Source organism: Cupriavidus sp. 05T313 (assembly GCF_056396665.1).
Map to the genome: position 1 here is coordinate 1 of NZ_JBFTLX010000077.1, position 19,852 is coordinate 19,852.

General features: G+C 66.8%; 14 protein-coding genes and 1 pseudogene. 7 read left to right on the top strand and 8 right to left on the bottom strand.

The window, feature by feature from the left end:
* Positions 1-130 (bottom strand): YqgE/AlgH family protein (locus tag AC1DKD_RS18135; RefSeq protein ID WP_477143542.1); only part of this gene is annotated, 130 nt, incomplete at its 3' end.
* A 105-nt stretch (positions 131-235) separates the two neighbouring features.
* Positions 236-943, bottom strand: a complete 708-nt coding sequence (locus AC1DKD_RS18140) for a pseudouridine synthase (RefSeq protein ID WP_441625018.1) — start codon at positions 941-943, stop codon at positions 236-238.
* Positions 944-1,127: 184 nt separating this feature from the next.
* On the opposite strand from AC1DKD_RS18140, the gene AC1DKD_RS18145 reads away from it, so the two are divergent.
* Positions 1,128-2,642, top strand: coding sequence for a cryptochrome/photolyase family protein (locus AC1DKD_RS18145; RefSeq protein ID WP_477111301.1), 1,515 nt, complete (start codon positions 1,128-1,130; stop codon positions 2,640-2,642).
* A 114-nt stretch (positions 2,643-2,756) separates the two neighbouring features.
* Here the strand turns inward: AC1DKD_RS18145 and AC1DKD_RS18150 are convergent, their stop codons facing one another.
* Genes AC1DKD_RS18150 through hemC form a run of 3 tightly spaced genes read right to left on the bottom strand, consistent with a single transcriptional unit; the run spans position 2,757 to position 7,148 of the window.
* Positions 2,757-3,947 carry a heme biosynthesis protein HemY gene (locus AC1DKD_RS18150; RefSeq protein WP_045235965.1) on the bottom strand — a complete coding sequence of 397 codons (1,191 nt, stop codon included), beginning with the start codon at positions 3,945-3,947 and terminating at the stop codon, positions 2,757-2,759.
* Positions 3,948-3,950: 3 nt separating this feature from the next.
* Entirely contained in the window at positions 3,951-6,134 is a 2,184-nt protein-coding gene (gene hemDX / locus AC1DKD_RS18155) for a fused uroporphyrinogen-III synthase HemD/membrane protein HemX (RefSeq protein ID WP_477111280.1), read from the bottom strand.
* 9 nt (positions 6,135-6,143) lie between these two features.
* Positions 6,144-7,148, bottom strand: a complete 1,005-nt coding sequence (gene hemC, locus AC1DKD_RS18160) for a hydroxymethylbilane synthase (protein ID WP_441624975.1) — start codon at positions 7,146-7,148, stop codon at positions 6,144-6,146.
* A gap of 79 nt (positions 7,149-7,227) precedes the next feature.
* Between hemC and ppc the strand changes: the two genes are divergently transcribed.
* Entirely contained in the window at positions 7,228-10,233 is a 3,006-nt protein-coding gene (gene ppc, locus AC1DKD_RS18165) for a phosphoenolpyruvate carboxylase (RefSeq protein ID WP_477111281.1), read from the top strand.
* 167 nt (positions 10,234-10,400) lie between these two features.
* On the opposite strand, the gene AC1DKD_RS18170 is transcribed toward ppc, so the two are convergent.
* Positions 10,401-11,018 carry a ferritin-like domain-containing protein gene (locus AC1DKD_RS18170; protein WP_428177847.1) on the bottom strand — a complete coding sequence of 206 codons (618 nt, stop codon included), beginning with the start codon at positions 11,016-11,018 and terminating at the stop codon, positions 10,401-10,403.
* Between the two features lie 155 nt (positions 11,019-11,173).
* Between AC1DKD_RS18170 and AC1DKD_RS18175 the strand changes: the two genes are divergently transcribed.
* The 5 genes from AC1DKD_RS18175 to AC1DKD_RS18195 all read left to right on the top strand — a co-directional run bounded on the left by AC1DKD_RS18175 (position 11,174) and on the right by AC1DKD_RS18195 (position 16,580).
* The gene (locus AC1DKD_RS18175; protein ID WP_441624979.1) at positions 11,174-11,845 is read left to right on the top strand and encodes a sigma-70 family RNA polymerase sigma factor; all 672 of its coding nucleotides are present in this window, start codon (positions 11,174-11,176) and stop codon (positions 11,843-11,845) included.
* Positions 11,842-12,579, top strand: coding sequence for an anti-sigma factor (locus tag AC1DKD_RS18180; RefSeq protein WP_477111282.1), 738 nt, complete (start codon positions 11,842-11,844; stop codon positions 12,577-12,579). The genes AC1DKD_RS18175 and AC1DKD_RS18180 overlap by 4 nt, the downstream gene beginning before the upstream one ends.
* A gap of 107 nt (positions 12,580-12,686) precedes the next feature.
* On the top strand, positions 12,687-14,096 hold the full coding sequence (gene argH, locus AC1DKD_RS18185) for an argininosuccinate lyase (protein ID WP_441624983.1): 1,410 nt from the start codon (positions 12,687-12,689) through the stop codon (positions 14,094-14,096).
* 205 nt (positions 14,097-14,301) lie between these two features.
* Positions 14,302-14,844, top strand: a complete 543-nt coding sequence (locus AC1DKD_RS18190) for a TRAP transporter small permease subunit (RefSeq protein ID WP_477143540.1) — start codon at positions 14,302-14,304, stop codon at positions 14,842-14,844.
* On the top strand, positions 14,841-16,580 hold the full coding sequence (locus AC1DKD_RS18195; RefSeq protein ID WP_441624985.1) for a TRAP transporter large permease: 1,740 nt from the start codon (positions 14,841-14,843) through the stop codon (positions 16,578-16,580). The genes AC1DKD_RS18190 and AC1DKD_RS18195 overlap by 4 nt, the downstream gene beginning before the upstream one ends.
* Before the next feature lie 82 nt (positions 16,581-16,662).
* Here the strand turns inward: AC1DKD_RS18195 and AC1DKD_RS18200 are convergent, their stop codons facing one another.
* The gene (locus AC1DKD_RS18200; protein WP_441624987.1) at positions 16,663-17,643 is read right to left on the bottom strand and encodes a quinone oxidoreductase family protein; all 981 of its coding nucleotides are present in this window, start codon (positions 17,641-17,643) and stop codon (positions 16,663-16,665) included.
* Between the two features lie 177 nt (positions 17,644-17,820).
* Positions 17,821-19,778: pseudogene (locus AC1DKD_RS18205) on the bottom strand (Orn/Lys/Arg family decarboxylase).
* Positions 19,779-19,852 lie beyond the last annotated feature (74 nt).

Here is a 19,852-nt window from a genome sequence, read left to right on the forward strand (position 1 = left end):
GGCCCAGCGCGCCGCGGTCATTGTGCTCGCACAAGTAGACGACGGAACCCGAAAAAGTCGGGTCTGCCATGCCGGGCATGGCAATCAGGAACTGATTGGTGAGATTGATTGGGGCTTCCAGCGTCGCCATCCCTGCATTTTATCAAATCGTTGCCATCCTTCCGGAAAAGATTCGCGGATGCCGCATTGCAGCATCCCGACGCTTCCCGGTGCGCTTTCCTGCCGGCCCTGTTCCCTACTCCTTGCGCGTGAGCGCGGCCAGGTCTTCCTGCGTGAGCCAGCGCCACTCGCCCAGCGCCAGCGTCGGCTCCAGCACGAGCCCGCCGATGGCGCTGCGGTGCAGGGCTTCCACATGGTTGCCGGCCGCGGCCACCATCCGCTTGACCTGATGGTATTTGCCTTCGGTCAGGCTGAGGCGCAGGCTGCGCTCGCTGGTGGCCTCGCAGGCGGCGGCAGCGATCGACACGGGTTCGTCGTCCAGCTTCACGCCCGCCAGCAGGGCATCGACCTGCGCCTGGGTGACCGGCTCGGCTGTTGTCACTTCGTAGACCTTGGGTACCTTCTTCTTGGGCGAAGTCTGGGCATGGATGAACTGGCCGTCGTCCGACAGCAGCAGCAGGCCGGTGGTGTCCTGGTCCAGCCGCCCCACCGCCTGCACCTCGCGCTGGCGCAACGGCACCGGCAGCAGGTTATACACGCTGGGATGGTGGCGCGGCCGTTGCGAGCATTCGTAGCCCACCGGCTTGTTCAGCAGCAGATAGGCCTTGGTGTGGCCGATCCACTCCTCGCCGTCCACGGTCAGGCGCAGTCCGTCGACTTCGAACTTTGCGGCCGGATCCTCGCACAGGACGCCGTCGACCTCCACCAGGCCGGCGCCGATCAGGTCGCCGCAATAGCGGCGGGTCCCGAAGCCCTGGGATTGAAGGATGCGGTCGAGTGTCATGGCCATGGCTTGCTTCTTGATATCTGAATTCTGGATTACTGGTGCGGCGCCGCCGGAACGGCGCCTCTGCCCGGTTTGCCGGGGGGCTGTCCGCGGTGCGGCGCACCCCTGCCGGTATGGTAGGGTAACAGGCTTCTTCCACCCGTTTCCGGAGCGTCCGATCTTGCCCTCGCCCACCGCCGATATGCGCCAGCCCTACCGGATCGACCGGCGGTTCGCGCGCGGGCTGGCCTGGTTCCGGCGCGACCTGCGCGCCGACGATCACGCGGCGCTGCATTATGCCCTCAAGCACTGCCGCCAGGTATGGTGCGTGTTCGTATTCGACCGCGAGATCCTGGATCCGCTGCTGGCACGCGGCCTGGCCGCCGACCGCCGGGTGGCATTCATCCTCGCCTCGCTGGCACCCCTCCATGCCACCCTGCGCGCCGCCGGCGGCGGCCTGATCGTGCTGCACGACCACGCGCGCAAGGCCGTTCCCGCGCTGGCGGCCGAACTGGGCGCCGAAGCCGTGTTCGCCAACCACGACTACGAACCCGCCGCGCAGGCCCGCGATGCCGAGGTGCGGCAAACGCTCGCGGACCAGTCCTGCGCCTTCTTCACCTTCAAGGACCAGGTGATCTTCGAGCGGGATGAGATCCTGACCGGCCAGGGCAAGCCGTTCTCGGTATTCACGCCCTATAAGAACGCCTGGCTCAAGGCGCTGCTGCCGTTCGACCTCAAGCCCTATCCGGTCGAGCCATATCTGAAAACGCTGGCTCCCGTACCCCGGCCGTATGCGCGGCCGCTGCCTGCACTGGCGTCTCTGGGATTCGCTCCCTCCAACCTCGCCGAGATCGCCATGCCCGCCGGCAGCGCCGGCGCCCACGCGCTATTCGACGAGTTCTGCGGCCGCATGGGCGACTACGCGCGCCGGCGCGACTTCCCCGCCCTGCGCGGCCCGAGCTACCTGTCGGTCCACCTGCGCTTTGGCACCCTGTCGATCCGGACGCTGGCCCGCGCCGCCCACGCTGCCACGCTGCGCGGCGGCGCGGAAAGCGCGGGCGCCGCTACCTGGCTATCGGAACTGATCTGGCGGGATTTTTATTTCATGATCCTGCACCACCATCCGCGCGTTGCCGCGGGCCATGCCTTCCACGCAGCCTATGACGCCATCCGCTGGCTCGGCGGCGAGACCGGCGAGCGCTATTTCCAGGCCTGGTGCGACGCGCGGACCGGCTATCCGCTGGTGGATGCGGCCATGCTGCAGATCCGGCAAAGCGGTTACATGCACAACCGGCTGCGGATGGTGGCGGCGAGTTTCCTGGTCAAGGATCTGGGTGTGGACTGGCGGCGAGGGGAGCAGTACTTTGCCGACCAGCTGAACGACTTCGATTTCTCGGCGAACAACGGCGGCTGGCAATGGGCCGCGTCCACGGGCTGCGATGCCCAGCCCTACTTCCGGATCTTCAACCCGACCACGCAATCGGAAAAGTTCGATCCGCAGGGACGGTTTATCCGGAAGTACCTGCCGCAACTGGCGCGATTGCCGGACAAGTACATACATGCGCCGTGGACGGCTTCGGAGGACGTGCTGCTGGCGGCCGGTGTCAGGCTCGGGGAACACTACCCGCGGCCCATCGTCCAGCATGACGTTGCCCGGAAGGAGACATTGGCGCGGTATGCGGTGGTGAAGGAAAAGGCCAGGATTGGGACGGCCTGAAAAACCCGCGACGCGGAACGAAGCCGACTGGCTGGGCCAAAACCATCTGCCATGACGACGGCGGTCTCTCCCTCTCCCCTCAGGGAGAGGGGAGGAACACCCCCAACCCAACCCTCACGCCGCCAGAATCGCACTCTCCCGATAGTGCTTCTGCGCCTCGTCGGGCCGCTCGGTTTCCTCAAACATCTTGGCCAGCGCCAGATGCGCCCGGACCCGCAGCCGTCGCTGCGAATCCACATCCGCATAGCGCAACGCCCGCTCAAAACTCGACTGCGCCTTGCCCCACAGCTTCTCTCCAAGGCAAAGCACACCCAGCGTGAAGTAAAGGTCCGCATCGACCGGATGCTGCGCCAGCCATTTCTCCGCCTGCTGGATCTGCGGCAGCGCACGTCCCGGCTCGGCGCACTCCGCGTAGCGCAATACCAGCCGGCTATCCCAGTTGGCCTTGAGCGCATCCTCCACAATCTTGCGCGCCTCATCCTGCCGGCCCAGCGCAGCGAAATAGCGCGCCGCGGGTTCGGCGATGCGGGCCGCACGCCGTTCGTCGGTCGATAACGAGCGCCAGAAATCATGCAGCGCGTCGCCGTCGTGGCGGCGCTCTTCCAACAGGGCTTCGCAGGCCATCTGCTTGAGACGCAGCGCCAGCACCGGATGCAGCGCATTGCGCTTTTCCAGCGAGCGCGCCAGGCGCAGGACTTCGGTCCAGTTCTTCAGGTGCTGGTGAGCCCGCAGCGCGATACGCTGCACGTGGATCTGGCGCGCGCCCTGCGCCTGCAGTTGGGCGATGGTTTCCAGCGCGCCGTCGGCATCGCGCGCGTCGACCAGCAACTCGGCCATCGACACCAGCCGCGCCTGTTCGCGCTCGGGATCGGTCACCTGCGCCATCCAGGCATCGCGCCGCTCGGTTTCCTGCATGCGGTGTGCCGCGCGCGCGCCGATCAGCGCCGCGGTCTGGGCCTGCTCGGGCCAGGCCTGGGCTTCACGCGCGGTGCGTTCGGCGCGGGCGAAACGGCCGGCGAAGAGGTTCTCGATCGCCTCGCGCAAGGCGGCCTGCGCCCGGTTCATGCGGCTGCGCTCGCGATACGCGGCGGCGCGCGCCGGCATCTCGGACAGGTGCCGCACGGTAGTGAGGATGGTCCAGACCACGAAGAACGTCAGCAGCAGCAGCGCCAGTGCCAGGTTCAGCGAGAGTTCGACCCGGTAAGGCGGGTAGAACAGGACCACGTTGCTTTGGTTGAATTGCGTGAACAGCGCCAGCCCGACCGCGCCGCCAAACAGGATAGCCACCCAGAAAAGAAGCCGCATGCGCTACTCCTTCTTGAGCGCCTGCAGCGCGCCGAGGCTTTCCGCCATGGTCGGCAACTGCACCGTGACGGCACCAGCCTGGGCCTGCTTGAGCAGGGTCAGCGCGGCCTGAACGCGGCGCGACTTGGTGTCGAAATAGCGCCCCAGCATGGCTTGCGCGGCCGCCAGGTCATTGCGGAACACCGGTTCGTTGCGCGACAGCAGCGCCAGCCTCGCATTGAGCAGGCGCAGCTTGACGTTCTCGCGCAGGAACCAGCCCTGGTCGCCGGTCAGCAGCAAGGCCTGGGCATCGTCCACGCGCCGGATGCGGATAACCTGCATCAACTCGTCGCGCACGCTGGCCCACAGGCCGCCAAACCATTTGCCGACCGTGTTGCCGGCCGGTGCCGGCTCGGCCTTGGTGGCATTCCTGGCGCCCTTGCCGGTGGCCGGCTTTGCGGCCGTATCGGCCTTATCGGCTTTTTCCGCTTTTTCGGCCACCTCCGCCTTTGCGTCCGATTTGCGCGCATCGGCTTCGCTGCGCTCGAGCATGCGCTCGCTCGACAGCAGTGGCAGCGTGTCGATCTGGTTGATGGCTTCGTCGAGCTTGATGGCGGCGCCGGTCAGGTCGGTATCCGGCACGGCTTTCATGCGCGCCACATCGCGTGCGATGGCCCGGCGCAGCAGATTGTATTGCGGCTTGTCAGTGCGCGCCAGGCGCGTATCGGCGCTTTGCAGCGCCGCCAGCGCGACCTGCACATTGCCTGTCAGCTGCAGTTGCTGGCCCGCGTTGGTCAGCAGTTGCTGGATCTCCGCGATCTCCCAATCGTCACGGTTGCGCATCAGGTCCTGGTAGACCTGCTCCAGCGCGGCTTGCTTGTCGCGCGCCTCGCCCACCTGCCCGTCCAGCGCGCCAACCTTGGCCTGCAACTCCTTCACGGTTTCCTGCGCATTGCGCGACAGCACGCGGGTTTCCTGCACCAGCGCATCGTTGCTCTGCTGGCGCCGCGCCAACTCCTGGGTCAGGTGGTCGACGCGCTGCTGCAACCACCAGAACCCGCCACCAATGGCGAGGATCAACAGGAGCAGCAGCACCCACCACGGGTTGATGCGAGGCGTGCCGCGGACGGGCAGCGGGGCGCCAGCCGCGGGGGGCGGACTGGAGGCGGGAGGAGCGGTATTGTCTTGCGTCACGCGATCGACCTTCGTTGACGTTGCGGGCGGTGGATTGATTTGCGGGTCCGGCGCAAGCACCGGCGGCGGTGCCACGGCCGGGACTGGCGCCGGGGCGACCGGTGGCGCGGGCATCGGCTCCGGCGGACCGGCATGCGCCTGCGCCCACTGGCGGCAAGCCGCCAGCAGACCATCGTCCCCCGGCGCCGCGCGCAGCAGGTGCGAGAACCCCAGGGCCTGGGCCTGTTCGGCGATTCTCGCATGGGGCGCGATGCACTGCACCTGGCGCAGGCAAGCCAGTTCTTGCGGGCTCAGTGCCTGGCGCGCCATTTCATCGAGATTGCGCACCGCCTCGGAACTGGTCAGCAGCCACGCCTGCGGCGGCGCGCCCGGCTTGAGGCCGTCGCGCACGGCCTGCCATTGCATGCTGCCGGGCGTGGGGACGGAGCGCTGGTAGGCCTCGACCGCGCGCACCTCGGCGCCCGCGCCGCGCAGGCGTTCGGCCAGCCAGTCGCGTCCCCCGTTGCCACGGATGATCAAGACCTGGCGCCCTTGCAGGGCGCCGGCGTCAAGCTGGGCCTCGAGTTGCTGCCACAGCGCCTCGGAATCGAAGCGGGCTTCGGCGCCTTCGCCACCATTGGCGGCATCACCGTTGTCGGCCTCATGGCCGGTCGTGCAGCCGGCGGGCGCGATCACCCGGCAGGCAGGCGCGGCAATGCCACGCTCGGCCAGTGCGGCCACGCTGGCTGGGCCGACCACGGCCACCGGCACGGATTCAGGCCATTGCGGTACGGGCTTGTCCTGAATCTGGGCCAGCGCGTCGAGCGCGAAAGCCACAGCATTGGGGCTGACGAAGACCACCAGCGCAAAGTCCGCCAGTTGCGCCAGCGCCGCGCGCAAGGGTGCATCGTCGGCCGCGGGGCCGATCGCCAGCAGGGGAAAGCCAAGCACGTCCAGGCCCGCGGCCGACAAGGCCTCGGTGAGTTGCCGGGACTGCCCGGCGGGTCGTGTTACAACGACAGTCGGGCGGGGCATGGGCCGGTCTCAGGCAGGAGGAGCTTGATGGGAGGCGGGATCCGCCAGCGTCGCCAGGATCTCGGCTGCGCCTTGTCCCAGCAGATCCTGGGCGACGGCCTTGCCGAGCGCTTCCGCCTGGTGGGGTGCATCGGCACCCTCGACCACCGCTTCGGACCGGGCCCGCACGCAGCGGCTGCCGTCGGGCAACGCCACGAAGGCCTCGATCTTCAGCGTTGCGCCATCCCAGCTTGCGTGGGCTGCCAACGGCACCTGGCAGGAACCGCCCAGCATGCGCGACACGGCGCGCTCGGCGGTAACGGCCAGCGCGCTGGGCGCATGGTTGAGCGGCGCCAGCCAGGCGGCCAGCTCGGGACGCCCGGCCGGAATCTCGATGCCAAGCGCCCCCTGCCCGGCGGCCGGCAGCGAACTGACGGGATCGAGCACGGCGCGGATGCGATCGCCCAGGCCCAGGCGCTTGAGGCCGGCGGCGGCCAGGATGATGGCCCCATAATCGCCGCGATCGAGCTTGCCGAGCCGGGTGTCGAGATTGCCACGCAGCGGCTGGATCACAAGATGCGGGTAGCGGGTGCGCAGCGCGGCCTCGCGGCGCAGGCTGGAAGTGCCGACCACGGTACCCGCTGGCATGGCTTCGAGCGAGCCGAAGCGGGCCGAAACCAGCGCGTCGCGCGGATCCTCGCGTTCCATGATGGCGGCCAGGGCAAAGCCTTCAGGTAACTCCATCGGCACATCTTTCAGGGAGTGCACGGCGAGGTCGGCGCGGCCTTCGGCCATCGCGATCTCGAGTTCCTTTACGAACAGGCCCTTGCCGCCGACTTTGGACAAGGTACGGTCTAGAATCTGATCTCCGCGCGTAGTCATTCCGAGAATGGACACATCGCACGCGGGATAGTATTGTTGCAACGCAGCACGCACATGCTCGGCCTGCCACATAGCCAGACGGCTTTCGCGGGAGGCGATGACTAGCTTGCGCGGTGCGGCGCTGGAGGAAGACGGGGGAACGGATGCTTGCATCCGCGAATGTTAGCACGCACCCCAAGCGGCTCCGGGCCAATAGACAGCAGACATTAAATAAGAGATGACAGGAGATTGCATGACGCAGCAAGCTGCGCGCCCCGCCGGCCGGCGTAAGCCAACCGCCAGCCGGGCAGACGCCCCCGATACCGTAGTAGCTTCCGCTTTGGTTCCCGCAAGTACCCCAGCCACTCCATCTGCCAAGACCGCCGGCCGCAAGCGCACCGCCGTCGCGAAGCCTGCGGCAAGCGCCCCGGCGCGGCGCGCCAGTGACAAGGACGTCCCCCTGCGCGAGGACATCCGCTTCCTGGGCCGCTTGCTGGGTGAGTGCCTGCGCGAGCAGGAAGGCGACGCCGCCTTCGAGGTGGTCGAGACCATCCGCCAGACCGCCGTGCGCTTTCGCCGCGAGAACGACCGCGCCGCCGGCGCCGAGCTGGACCGGCTGCTCAAGCGCCTGTCGCGCGACCAGACCAACTCGGTGGTGCGTGCCTTCAGCTATTTCTCGCACCTGGCCAATATCGCCGAGGACCAGCACCACAACCGCCGCCGGCGCGTGCACGCACTGGCCGGCTCGCCGCCGCAGCCGGGCAGCCTGGCGCACGCGCTGCAGGCCATCGACGCGGCCGGCGTGACCGGCAAGACGCTGCGCAAGTTCTTCGACGAAGCGCTGATCGTGCCGGTGCTGACCGCCCACCCGACCGAAGTCCAGCGCAAGAGTATTCTCGACGCCGAGCGCGAGATCGCCCGCCTGCTGGCCGAGCGCGATCTGCCGATGACCGCGCGCGAGCGCGACCACAACACCGCACTGCTGCGCGCCCGCGTCACCACGCTGTGGCAGACCCGCATGCTGCGCAATACGCGGCTGATGGTGGTTGACGAGATCGAGAACGCACTGTCCTACTACCGTACCTGTTTCCTGCGCGGCATCCCGCAGCTGATGAGCGAACTGGAAGAGGACATCGCCGCGGTGTTCCCCGCCACGCGCAAGAACAAGGCCGCGCCGGCCGCCTCGACCCAGCTCGCGCCCTTCTTCCAGATGGGCTCGTGGATCGGCGGCGACCGCGACGGCAACCCCAACGTCACCGCCGACACGCTGGAGCAGGCTGCCAGCAAGCAGTCCGCGCTGATCCTGGAGTGGTACCTGGACGAAGTCCACGTGCTGGGCGCGGAGCTGTCGATGTCGAGCCTGATGGTGGAAGCGAGCCCGGCACTGCTGGCGCTGGCCGAAGCCTCGCCCGACCATTCCGAGCACCGCGCCGACGAGCCGTACCGCCGCGCCCTGATCGGCATCTATGCGCGCCTGGCGGCAACCTGCCTGGCCGTCACCGGGCAGGCCGCGCCGCGCCACCCGGTGGCCGACGCCGCGCCCTATGCCGACGCGCAGTCCTTCGGCGCCGACGTGCAGGTCGTGATCGACTCGCTGCGCGCCCACCACGGCGAGGCGCTGGCACGCACCCGCATCGACGCGCTGGCCAAGGCCATCGCCGTGTTCGGCTTCCACCTGGCGTCGATCGACATGCGCCAGGTGTCCGACGTGCACGAGGCCGTGATCACGGAACTGTTCGCCGCCGCTGGTGTGGAGGCCAACTATGCCGCCCTGACGGAAGCGCGCAAGCTGGAGCTGCTGCTGGCCGAGCTGCGCCAGCCGCGCCTGCTGACCCTGCCCTGGCATACCTATTCCGAGCAGACCCGCAGCGAGCTGGCCATCCTGAACATGGCCCGCGAGCTACGCGCCCGCTACGGCGCGCGCGTGGCCCGCAACTACATCATCTCGCACACCGAGACGCTGTCGGACCTGGTCGAAGTGATGCTGCTGCAGAAGGAAGCCGGCATGCTGCGCGGCACGCTGGGCAGCAAGACCGACCCGGCACGCCCGGAACTGATGGTGATCCCGCTGTTCGAGACCATCGAGGATCTGCGCAACGCCGCCGGCATCATGCAGTCGCTGCTGGAGTTGCCGGGCTTCGCCTCGGTGATCGCCCATCACGGCGGCGAGCAGGAAGTGATGCTGGGCTACTCCGACTCCAACAAGGACGGCGGCTTCCTCACCTCCAACTGGGAGCTGTACAAGGCCGAGCTGGCGCTGGTGCAGGTGTTCGAGGCGCGGCGCGTCAAGCTGCGCCTGTTCCACGGCCGCGGCGGCACCGTCGGCCGTGGCGGTGGCCCGACCTACCAGGCCATCCTGTCGCAGCCGCCTGGCACGGTCAACGGGCAGATCCGCCTGACCGAGCAGGGCGAGATCATCAACAGCAAGTTCGCCAACGCCGAGATCGGCCGGCGCAACCTGGAAACGGTGATCGCCGCCACGCTGGAAGCCTCCCTGCTGCCGACGCAGAACGCGCCCAAGGACCTCGTCACGTTCGAAGCGGTGATGCAACAGCTCTCCGATCGCGCTTTCAGCTCCTATCGCGCCCTCGTCTACGAGACCCCGGGCTTCAAGGACTACTTCTTCGCCACCACGCCGATCACCGAGATCGCCGACCTGAACCTGGGTTCGCGTCCGGCTTCGCGCAAGCTGATGGACAAGAAGCAGCGCCGCATCGAAGACCTGCGCGCGATTCCCTGGGGCTTTTCCTGGGGCCAGTGCCGCCTGCTGCTGCCGGGCTGGTACGGTTTCGGCAGCGCGGTCAAGGCGCTGCTGGACGAGGCGCCGGACGAGAAGGCGCACAAGGCGGCCGTCGCCACGCTGCGCCGCATGGTCAAGAGCTGGCCGTTCTTCTCCACGCTGCTGTCCAATATGGACATGGTGCTGGCCAAGACCGACCTGGCCGTGGCCTCGCGCTACGCGCAGCTTTGCGAGGATCCCGCGCTGCGCAAGAGCGTGTTCGCGCGCATCAGCGCCGAGTGGCACCTGACCTGCGAGATGCTGGCGCTGATCACCGGCCGTCATGAGCGCCTGGCCGACAACCCGCTGCTGGCCCGCTCGATCAAGAACCGCTTCGCCTACCTGGACCCGCTCAACCACTTGCAGGTGGAATTGCTCAAGCGCTACCGCTCGGGCAAGGATGGCGACGACATCCGCGTGCGGCGCGGCATCCACCTGACCATCAACGGCGTGGCCGCGGGCCTGCGCAACAGCGGCTGAAGCAAGGCGACGCCCTGGCGTTGCAAAAAAGTCCCGCCATGGTGACTGGCACCATGGCGGGAGAACCCGTCCGGCCCGCAGGCCGGACGGCGCAGAGCATGGCTTGCCTTACAGCAGCTTATCTCCCGGCCAGGGCGGCAAGCGAGCCCACACCCCCCGCCTGCGGCTCAGCCAACGAACGCGCCCGGCACCGGATCTTCGCCGAGCACGGACAGCAGCACCGCCCAATGCATCGCCTCATCGCCCAGGATGCTGCCCGCGGCCTTGGTCAGCTCGCGGTTATGGAAATTTGGCAGCACGCCCAGATAAGCCGCGGTGGCACCTTTTTCCAGCCCGGCGGCAAAGCGCAGCACATCGGCCTGCGTCTTGAGCTGGTCGGTCGGGAAGCTGTACTCGGCCGGCTTCTTCGCCATCACCGGGCTGCCGCCCAGCTTGGACACGGTGCCCGCCAGCACTTGCGCGTGCGCCTTGTGGTGCGTCTGGAACTTGACCGCGGTATCCAGCACCGGCTTTTGCAGCAGGCCGCTCTCCGCGCCGACCTGATAAGCCGCGATGGCCTGGTATTCCAGCCCGAGGGCTACATTCAGAATGGCGATATCGTCCTTGGTGCTGCCGGACTGGGCCTGTGCCCAGGCGGGCATCGACTCGCCCAGGCTCATCACCGCCAGCGATCCAAGCGCAAATAGGCCGGGGACTTTGAGCAGGCCGCGCCGGCGCGCATCCGGCGCAACAAGGATGCGGCTCTCCGTGTCCTCGCTTGCCTGGCGCTTCGCCGCCTCGGTCATCGACTGCATGCGTTCCATGGTGTTCTCCTGTCTTGGGGTGAAGTGGCGCCTCGATTGCGTTGCGTTATCGAAGGGCAATCCGTTGAAATGCCGGCGCCTTTCACTTCTACGCACTGGCATCGCGATCGGATGCAACAACCGGTGCGATCGATGCCATGCCGCCGGCAAGCCGTGCCTATAATCCGGAAACGTCACTTGCCTCTTTTCACCAGGGATCCCCCACGGTGTCCTCCTCCGCCAACGCGTCCTTTGCCCCCAGGCCGGCCGATGCCGACCGGCTCGCTGCCTTGCTGCAAGCCGCGGCACTGGGCGACCGGCAAGCCCTGCGCCAGCTCTACGACGAAACAGCCACGAAACTGTTTGGCCTCGCGCTGCGTATCACCAACAGACATGACTGGGCCGAGGACGTAGTGCAAGAGAGTTTCGTCAGCATCTGGCATCACGCCGGCGATTACCGGCCGCACCTGGCTGCCCCGATGACCTGGATGACGGCCATCGTGCGCAACCGGGCGCTGGACTGCCTGCGCCGGCAGGCGGCAGCGCGCGCCAGCCAGACCGTGGAACTGGACGACAGCCTGGGCGAGTGGATGGCCGACGATGCGGCCGGCCCGGCCGAACTGGCGCTCGCCAGCCAGGAAGCGCGGGCGTTGAACCAGTGCCTGCAACGGCTGGAGCAGCCGCAACGGCAGGCGATCTCGCTGGCCTACCTGAAGGACATGAGCCATAGCGAACTGTCCGAACAGTTGCAGGTACCGCTGGGCACCATCAAGTCATGGATACGGCGCGGCCTGGAACGGCTGCGCATGTGCCTGGAAAGCCTGTCATGAATCTCAGCCGCCACCCCGACCTGATCGACCGCCTCGCCGCGCAGTACGCGCTGGGCGTGTTGCGCGGCGGCGCGCGCCGCCGGCTCGAGCAACTGGCGCGGCAGGAACCCGCCATCCGCGACGCGATCGGGCACTGGCAGGCGCGGCTGTCCGGCATCGCGGAGCTGCAGCCCGCCGCCGAACCGGTCGACAAGGTGTGGTGCGGCATCGAGCAGCGGCTGGGCTGGCAGCCCATGCCCGACGCGGCCGCCAAGGCTGGCATACCGGAGCACTGGTGGCGGCGCCTGTGGAACGTGCCAGGCTTCTGGCGCGGCGTCACCCTGGCGACGGCTGCCGTGGCCGCGGTGGCGATCGGGCTCAATATGCGCATGGCGCGCCAGCTGGATATCACGCCCCTGGTCAACGCCGTGGCCGTGCTGAACGACGACCGCGCCGAAGCCGCCGTGCTTGTGACGTGGGATGCCCGCTCGCATTCGCTGACGTTGCGCCGCCTGGATCACCTGCCGCTGAGCGACGAGCAGGTATTGCAGCTCTGGGCCTTGCCGGACGGTGGCAAGCCGCAATCCCTCGGCGTGCTCGGACACCAGCGGCAATTGCGCCTCGCGGTGGCGCAGGCGGTGGGCAAGGTGCCGGCGCTGGCCATCAGCGTGGAGCCGCCGGGTGGCTCGCCCGACCCCAACGGGCCGACCGGGCCCGTGGTGTTCAAGGGCCGCGTCATCGACAACACGCTTTAGGCAAGGCTGGGAGACGCCCGGCAGCGATATAATCCCGGTTTCGCCGATTTTTCTCGTTTGCCCCGCGGCCTGCCGCCGGCTTGCGAGCCAACCCAGCCTTACCGCCCATGACCTCCCAACTTGCCAAGAAAGGCGAAGCCTGGTCCGCCCGCTTCTCCGAACCGATGTCCGACCTGGTGAAGCGCTACACCGCTTCGGTGTTCTTCGACAAGCGCCTGGCCCTGTTCGATATCCAGGGCTCTCTGGCGCACGCCGCCATGCTGGCCAAGCAAGGGATCATCGCCGAAGCCGACCGCGCCGAGATCGAGCGCGGCATGACGCAGATCCGCGGCGAGATCGAGGCGGGCAACTTCGAGTGGAAGCTCGACCTGGAAGACGTCCACCTGAATATCGAAGCGCGCCTGACCGCCCTGGTCGGCGACGCCGGCAAGCGCCTGCACACCGGCCGCTCGCGCAACGACCAGGTCGCCACCGATATCCGCCTGTGGCTGCGCAGCGAAATCGATACCATCATCGGCCTGCTGGGCGCGCTGCGCGGCGCGCTGCTGGACCTGGCCGAGAAGAACGCCGACACCATCCTGCCGGGCTTCACCCACCTGCAGGTGGCCCAGCCGGTCACCTTCGGCCACCATCTGCTGGCTTACGTGGAAATGTTCACGCGCGACGCAGAGCGCATGGCCGACTGCCGCCGCCGCGTCAACCGCCTGCCGCTGGGCGCCGCCGCGCTGGCCGGCACCAGCTACCCGATCGACCGTGAATTCGTCGCGCAGCAGCTCGGTTTCGACGGCGTATGCCGCAACTCGCTGGACGCCGTCTCCGACCGCGACTTCGCCATCGAGTTCTGCGCCGCCGCCGCGCTGGTGATGACCCACATCTCGCGCTTCTCCGAGGAGCTGGTGATCTGGATGAGCCCGCGCGTGGGCTTTATCGACATCGCCGACCGCTTCTGCACCGGCAGCTCGATCATGCCGCAGAAGAAGAACCCGGACGTGCCCGAGCTGGCGCGCGGCAAGACCGGCCGCGTCAACGGCCACCTGATCGGCCTGCTGACCCTGATGAAAGGCCAGCCGCTGGCCTACAACAAGGATAACCAGGAAGACAAGGAGCCGCTGTTCGACACGGTGGACACCGTGGCCGACACGCTGCGCATCTTCGCCGACATGGTGCCGGGCATCTCCGTCAAGCCGGAAGCCATGCGCGCCGCCGCGCTGCAGGGCTACGCCACCGCCACGGACCTGGCCGACTACCTGGTCAAGCGCGGCCTGCCCTTCCGCGATGCCCACGAAGCCGTGGCCCACGCGGTGCGCGCCTGCGACGACCGCCGCTGCGACCTGGCCGACCTCACCGTGACCGAGCTGCGCGAAGTCACCGGCCTGGGCGACAAGGCGGCGCTGATCGGCGACGACGTGCACGAGGTGCTGACGCTGGAAGGCTCGGTCGCGGCACGCAACCACATCGGCGGCACCGCGCCGGCGCAGGTTCGCGCAGCCATTGCCGCTGTACGCGCGACGCTTTAAGCGGACGCACTGGCGACACTGCAGCGCAGCATGCCAATGTAAGTTTCACGTAAGTAATGCTTTGAAAAAAAGCCGCCAGGGCGCATGCCCGGTGGCTTTTTTTTATCTGGTTCTATTTTTGCGCAATGCGGTAGGTATTAGCCCCAAGCGCCGAAGCATATTGTTACAGATAAACTAATTGCCGCAAAAACAGGGGAGACAACCCATGTATTACTTGCTTGGTCTGTCACGACAGATCGACAGGTTGAATCAGCACGCGGGCAGGCTTGCAAACATCATGATCCTGCTGTCGTGCCTGATCAGCGCAGGCAACGCCCTGCTGCGTTACGGCTTCAACCTTAGTGACAACTGGCCGCTTGAACTGCAGTGGTATATGTTCGCCATCGCGGTGATGTTCGGCGCCTCCTATACCTTCCAGCGCAACGAGCATGTGCGCGTGGACCTGATCTACGGCAACGTATCGGAGCGCGCGCAACACTGGATCGATATCTTCGGCATTATTTTCTTCCTGCTGCCTTCCTGCGTGCTGTTCATGTGGCTGTCGTGGGAATCGCTGTTCCTGCCCTCGTGGCGCATCCTCGAGCAATCCGGTAATTCCGGCGGTCTGCCGCGTTACCCGATCAAGCTGGTGGTGCCCCTCGGCTTCGGCCTGCTTGCCTTGCAGGGCGTATCCGAGCTGATCAAGCGCGTTGCCGCCCTCAAGGGCCTGGTGCGCATCGAATCGAAATACGAGAGGCCGGTGCAATGATTCCATTGGAATATATGCCGCCGCTGATGTTCGGCGGCCTGGTGGTATTCATGCTGATCGGTTTCCCGGTCGCATTTTCGCTGTCGGCCGTGGGTCTTGCCTTCGGCATCCTGTCCATCCAGTTTGGTTACTTCCCGGTCAGCTTCCTGCAGGCGGTGCCGAGCCGCGTGTTCGGCAGCGTGCTGGCCAACGAGTTGCTGCTGGCCATCCCGTTCTTCACCTTCATGGGGGCGATCCTGGAGAAGTGCGGGCTGGCCGAGGATATGCTCGACTCCATGGGCCAGTTGTTCGGCCCGGTGCGCGGCGGCCTGGGCTACTCGGTCATCATCGTGGGCTTTATCCTCGGAGCCATTACCGGCACCGTGGCGGCCCAGGTGATCGCCATGGCAATGATCTCGCTGCCGGTGATGATGCGCTACCGCTACAACATGAAGTACGCCACCGGCGTGCTGGCGGCGTCGGGCACCATCACGCAGCTGGTGCCGCCGTCGCTGGTGCTGGTGGTGCTGGCCGACCAGCTCAAGACCCCGATGGGCAGCGCCGACGTGGGCAGCATGTACCTTGGCGCCTGGGGCCCGTCGGTGATCCAGATCGCGCTGTTCGCGCTCTACACCTTCGTGCTGACCCGCATCAAGCCTGACTGGCTGCCGCCAGTGCCGGTGGAAGAACGCACGCTGCGCGGCTGGCCCCTGTGGCGCAAATGCCTGCGCGGCATCATCCCCTGCGCGGTGCTGATCTTCCTGGTGCTGGGCACGATCATGCTGGGCATCGCCACGCCGACCGAATCCGGCGCCATGGGCGCGGTCGGCGCGCTGGTGCTGGCGGTGCTGCGCGACCCCGGTTTCGGCAAGCTCGACCGCACCATCTACCGCATCGGCCTTGCCGCCACCGGCGTGGCCATCATCGTCGGCACCGTCGCCTTTGGCTCGCACGCCTTCCGCATCCCGCTGGCGGTGGTCTACCTGGTGATTGCCTGGCTGCTGCTGCGTGCCGGACAACTAAGCGCGCTGCGCGCGCTGATCATCGATGCCTACCAGTCCACGGCGCGCATCACGGCCATGGTGGTGTTCATCCTGATCGGCTCCACCTGCTTCTCCGTGGTGTTCCAGGGCGTGGACGGCGGCGCCTGGGTGGAGCATATGTTCACCTCGCTGCCCGGTGGCTGGATCGGCTTCCTGCTGGTGGTCAACCTGTTCATCTTCTTCCTGGCCTTCTTCCTGGACTTCTTCGAGATCGCATTCATCGTGGTGCCGATGCTGGCGCCGGTTGCGGTCAAGGTACTGGCCCCGGTCGTCGCCGACTCGATGGGCGGCAACCCGGAAGCGGCGGCCACCGCGGCGCTGGTGTGGTTCGGCGTGATGCTGTGCGTGAACATGCAGACCTCCTTCATGCACCCGCCCTTCGGTTTCGCGCTGTTCTACCTGCGTGGCATCGCGCCCAAGGAAGTGAAGAGCTCCGACATCTACTGGGGCGCGCTGCCCTGGGTCGGCCTGCAGATGATCATGGTGGCGCTGGTGATGTTCTGGCCGGGCATGGTGACGATGTTCCTCGACAAGGGGTCGCTGCACCATACCAACGCGGCGGAGGTCACGATCCCGCTGGGCGGTGAGAGTAGCGGGCCAGCCTCGGCGCCATTGCCTGCCCGCAGTCCTGGCAGTGGCACGCTGGAGTTGCCGGCAGCACCGGCCGAGAGCGAACCCGCCGCACCGCAGTTCGAGTTCGACAAGAAGAAATAGCAGTGGAATCGCCGGCGGCCGTGGCCGCCGGCAGCAAGAAGGCCCCGCGAGTCGGGGCCTTCTTGCTGCCGTGACACGAATATCAGGGCAGCAATACGATAGCGCCGGTGGTAGCACGCGCCTCCGCTGCACGGTGCGCTTCGGCCACCTGCCCAAGCGGATACCGCGCGCCGACGGCTGCCCGGATCGCACCCTGCCCGATGGCCTGGAATACGTCCGCCGCGTTGGCGCGGAAGGTCTGCGCATCGGCGTTGTGCGGGAACACCGACGGCCGCGTCAGGAACAGGCAGCCCTTCTTGTTGAGCAGTTCGGGCTCGATGGCCGGCGCCGGCCCCGAGGCCGCGCCATACAGCGCCACCAGTCCGAACGGCGCCGCGCAGTCCAGCGAACCCATGAAGGTGTGCTTGCCCACGGAGTCGTAGACCACGCGCGCCTTGCGTCCGCCGCTGGCGTCAATCACCTGGCGCACCCAGTCCGGCTGCGAATAGTCGATGGCGATATCGCACCCTGCCGCCAGCGCGACTTCGCATTTTGCCGGCGAGCCCGCGGTGCCGATCACCGTGGCGCCGAGCGCCTTGGCCCAGCTGCTGAGAATCTGCCCCACGCCACCCGCGGCGGCATGCACCAGCACGATGTCGCCGGCCGCCACGCGATGCGTCTTCCTGACGAGGTATTGCGCTGTCATTGCCTTGAAGAAGACTGCCGCCGCCGTGACGTCGTCAATGCCGTCGGGCAACTTGACCAGCTTGTCGGCCGGCACGTTGCGCCGGTCGGCATAGGCGCCGATGCCGGCATGCATGTAGACCACGCGGTCGCCTTCGCGCAGGCCGGTCACGCCCTCGCCCACGGCCTCGACCACGCCGGCGGCTTCGTGGCCCAGCCCCGTGGGCGACGGCAAGGGATACTTGCCCGCACGCTGGTAGATGTCGATGTAGTTGAAACCGATCGCGGTCTGGCGCAGTTGCACCTGGCCGGCCGACGGCGCCGGCAGCACCGACGTCACCAGGCGCATCACTTCAGGACCACCGAACTCTGTCAATTCCACCGCACGTGCTGATGCCATTTCCGCTCCGTCGAAGTTGCTTGGATAGGTCCAGTCCCGGCCACTACCGCGGGGCACGAGCCAGGATACAGAGCGCAACTCTATCGCAATCTCGCGCGTGGCGCCGGCCTGCCCGCCGAGGCCGGGGAAAAGAAAAAGGGCCTCGCGCATGCGAGGCCCTTTTTCCATCGACTTGCCTTACTTCACGCAATCCACGAAGTACGCCTTGCCGCCGCCTTCGACCTCTTCCTCGACCAGGCCGTGGATGTCGGTTTCGAAACCGGGGAACAGCTTGTTGAAGTCGCGCGCGAACTTCAGGTACTGCACGATGATGCGGTTGAAGCGTTCGCCCGGGATCAGCAGCGGGATGCCCGGCGGGTACGGCGTGAGCAGGATGGCGGTGACGCGGCCTTCCAGTTCGTCGACCGCCACGCGTTCGATCTCGCGGTGGGCCATCATGGCCCAGGCGTCCGAGGGCTTCATCGCCGGCTCCATATCCGACAGGTACATCTCGGTGGTCACGCGTGCCACGTCGTTGGCCTTGTAGACGCTGTGGATGGCGTCGCACAGGTCGCGCAGGCCGAGCTTCTCATACTGCGGATGCTTGCCGACGAATTCCGGCAGCACGCGCCACAGCGGCTGGTTCTGGTCGTAGTCGTCCTTGAACTGCTGCAGCTCCGTTACCAGCGAGTTCCAGCGGCCCTTGGTGATGCCGATGGTGAACATGATGAAGAACGAGTACAACCCGGTCTTCTCGATGATGATGCCGTGCTCGGCCAGGTACTTGGTGACGATGGCCGCCGGAATGCCGCGATCGCTGAACTCGCCGTCCACGTCCAGGCCCGGGGTGATGATGGTGGCCTTGATCGGGTCGAGCAGGTTGAAGCCATCGGCCAGGTCGCCGAAGCCGTGCCAGCGTTCGTTGGCCTTGAGCATCCACTCTTCGCGGTCGCCGATGTCGTCCTCGACCAGCGCCTCGGGGCCCCACACCTTGAACCACCAGTCGCCGTTGTTGCCGGCATCGTAGTCGCCTTCCACCTTGCGCATGGCGCGGCGGAAGTCCATCGCTTCCTGGATGCTTTCCTCCACCAGCGCGTGTCGATCTCGGTGGCCAGCATCTCCTTGATCTGCTCGGCGTTGTACAGCACGCCGTCGTAGGTGCCCTGGGTGATGGTCAGGATGCGCGGCTTCTGGTTCTTGGCCTGGCTGGCGAACGGGTGCGCGGCAATCTTGCGGCGGATGGTTTCCGGATCGAACTCGCTCTTCGGGATCGGGCCGATGATGCCGTAGTGATTGCGCGTGGGCATCAGGAACACCGGAATCGCGCCCGTCATCATGATCGCGTGCAGGATCGACTTGTGGCAGTTGCGGTCCACCACCACGATGTCGCCCGGCGCCACGTTGGCATGCCACACCATCTTGTTCGAGGTGGACGTGCCGTTGGTGACGAAATACATGTGATCGGAGTTGAAGATGCGCGCGGCGTTGCGCTCCGATGCCGCCACCGGGCCGGTGTGGTCAAGCAGCTGGCCGAGTTCATCGACGGCGTTGCAGACGTCGGCGCGCAGCATGTTCTCGCCGAAGAACTGGTGGAACACCTGGCCGACCGGGCTCTTCAGGAACGCCACGCCGCCGGAGTGCCCCGGGCAGTGCCACGAGTAGGAGCTGTCCTGCGCGTAGGCGATCAGCGCCTTGAAGAACGGCGGTGCCAGCGAATCCAGGTAGACCCTGGCTTCACGGATGATGTGGCGCGCGACGAATTCCGGCGTGTCCTCGAACATGTGGATGAAGCCGTGCAGCTCGCGCAGGATATCGTTGGGGATATGCCGCGAAGTACGGGTCTCGCCGTACAGGAAAATGGGCAGGTCGGTATTGCGGCGGCGCACTTCGTTGACGAAGGCACGCAGTTTCTCGATGGCCGCGGCTTCGGGCCGGTCGTCCTCGCTGACGAACTCATCGTCGTCGATCGACACGATGAACGAGGAGGCACGGCTGGACTGCTGCGCGAACGAGGTCAGGTCGCCATAGCTGGTCAGGCCCATCACCTCCATGCCTTCTTGCTCGATGGCCTGCGCCAGCGCGCGAATGCCCGAGCCGGAAATGTTCTCGGAGCGGAAGTCTTCATCGATGATGATGACGGGGAAGCGGAATTTCATTTGGCATCCTTGGACGGCAAGAAGGACTTGAGCCACATGGCCCGGGGACTCATCCCCCTGGGTCGGCATGTGGC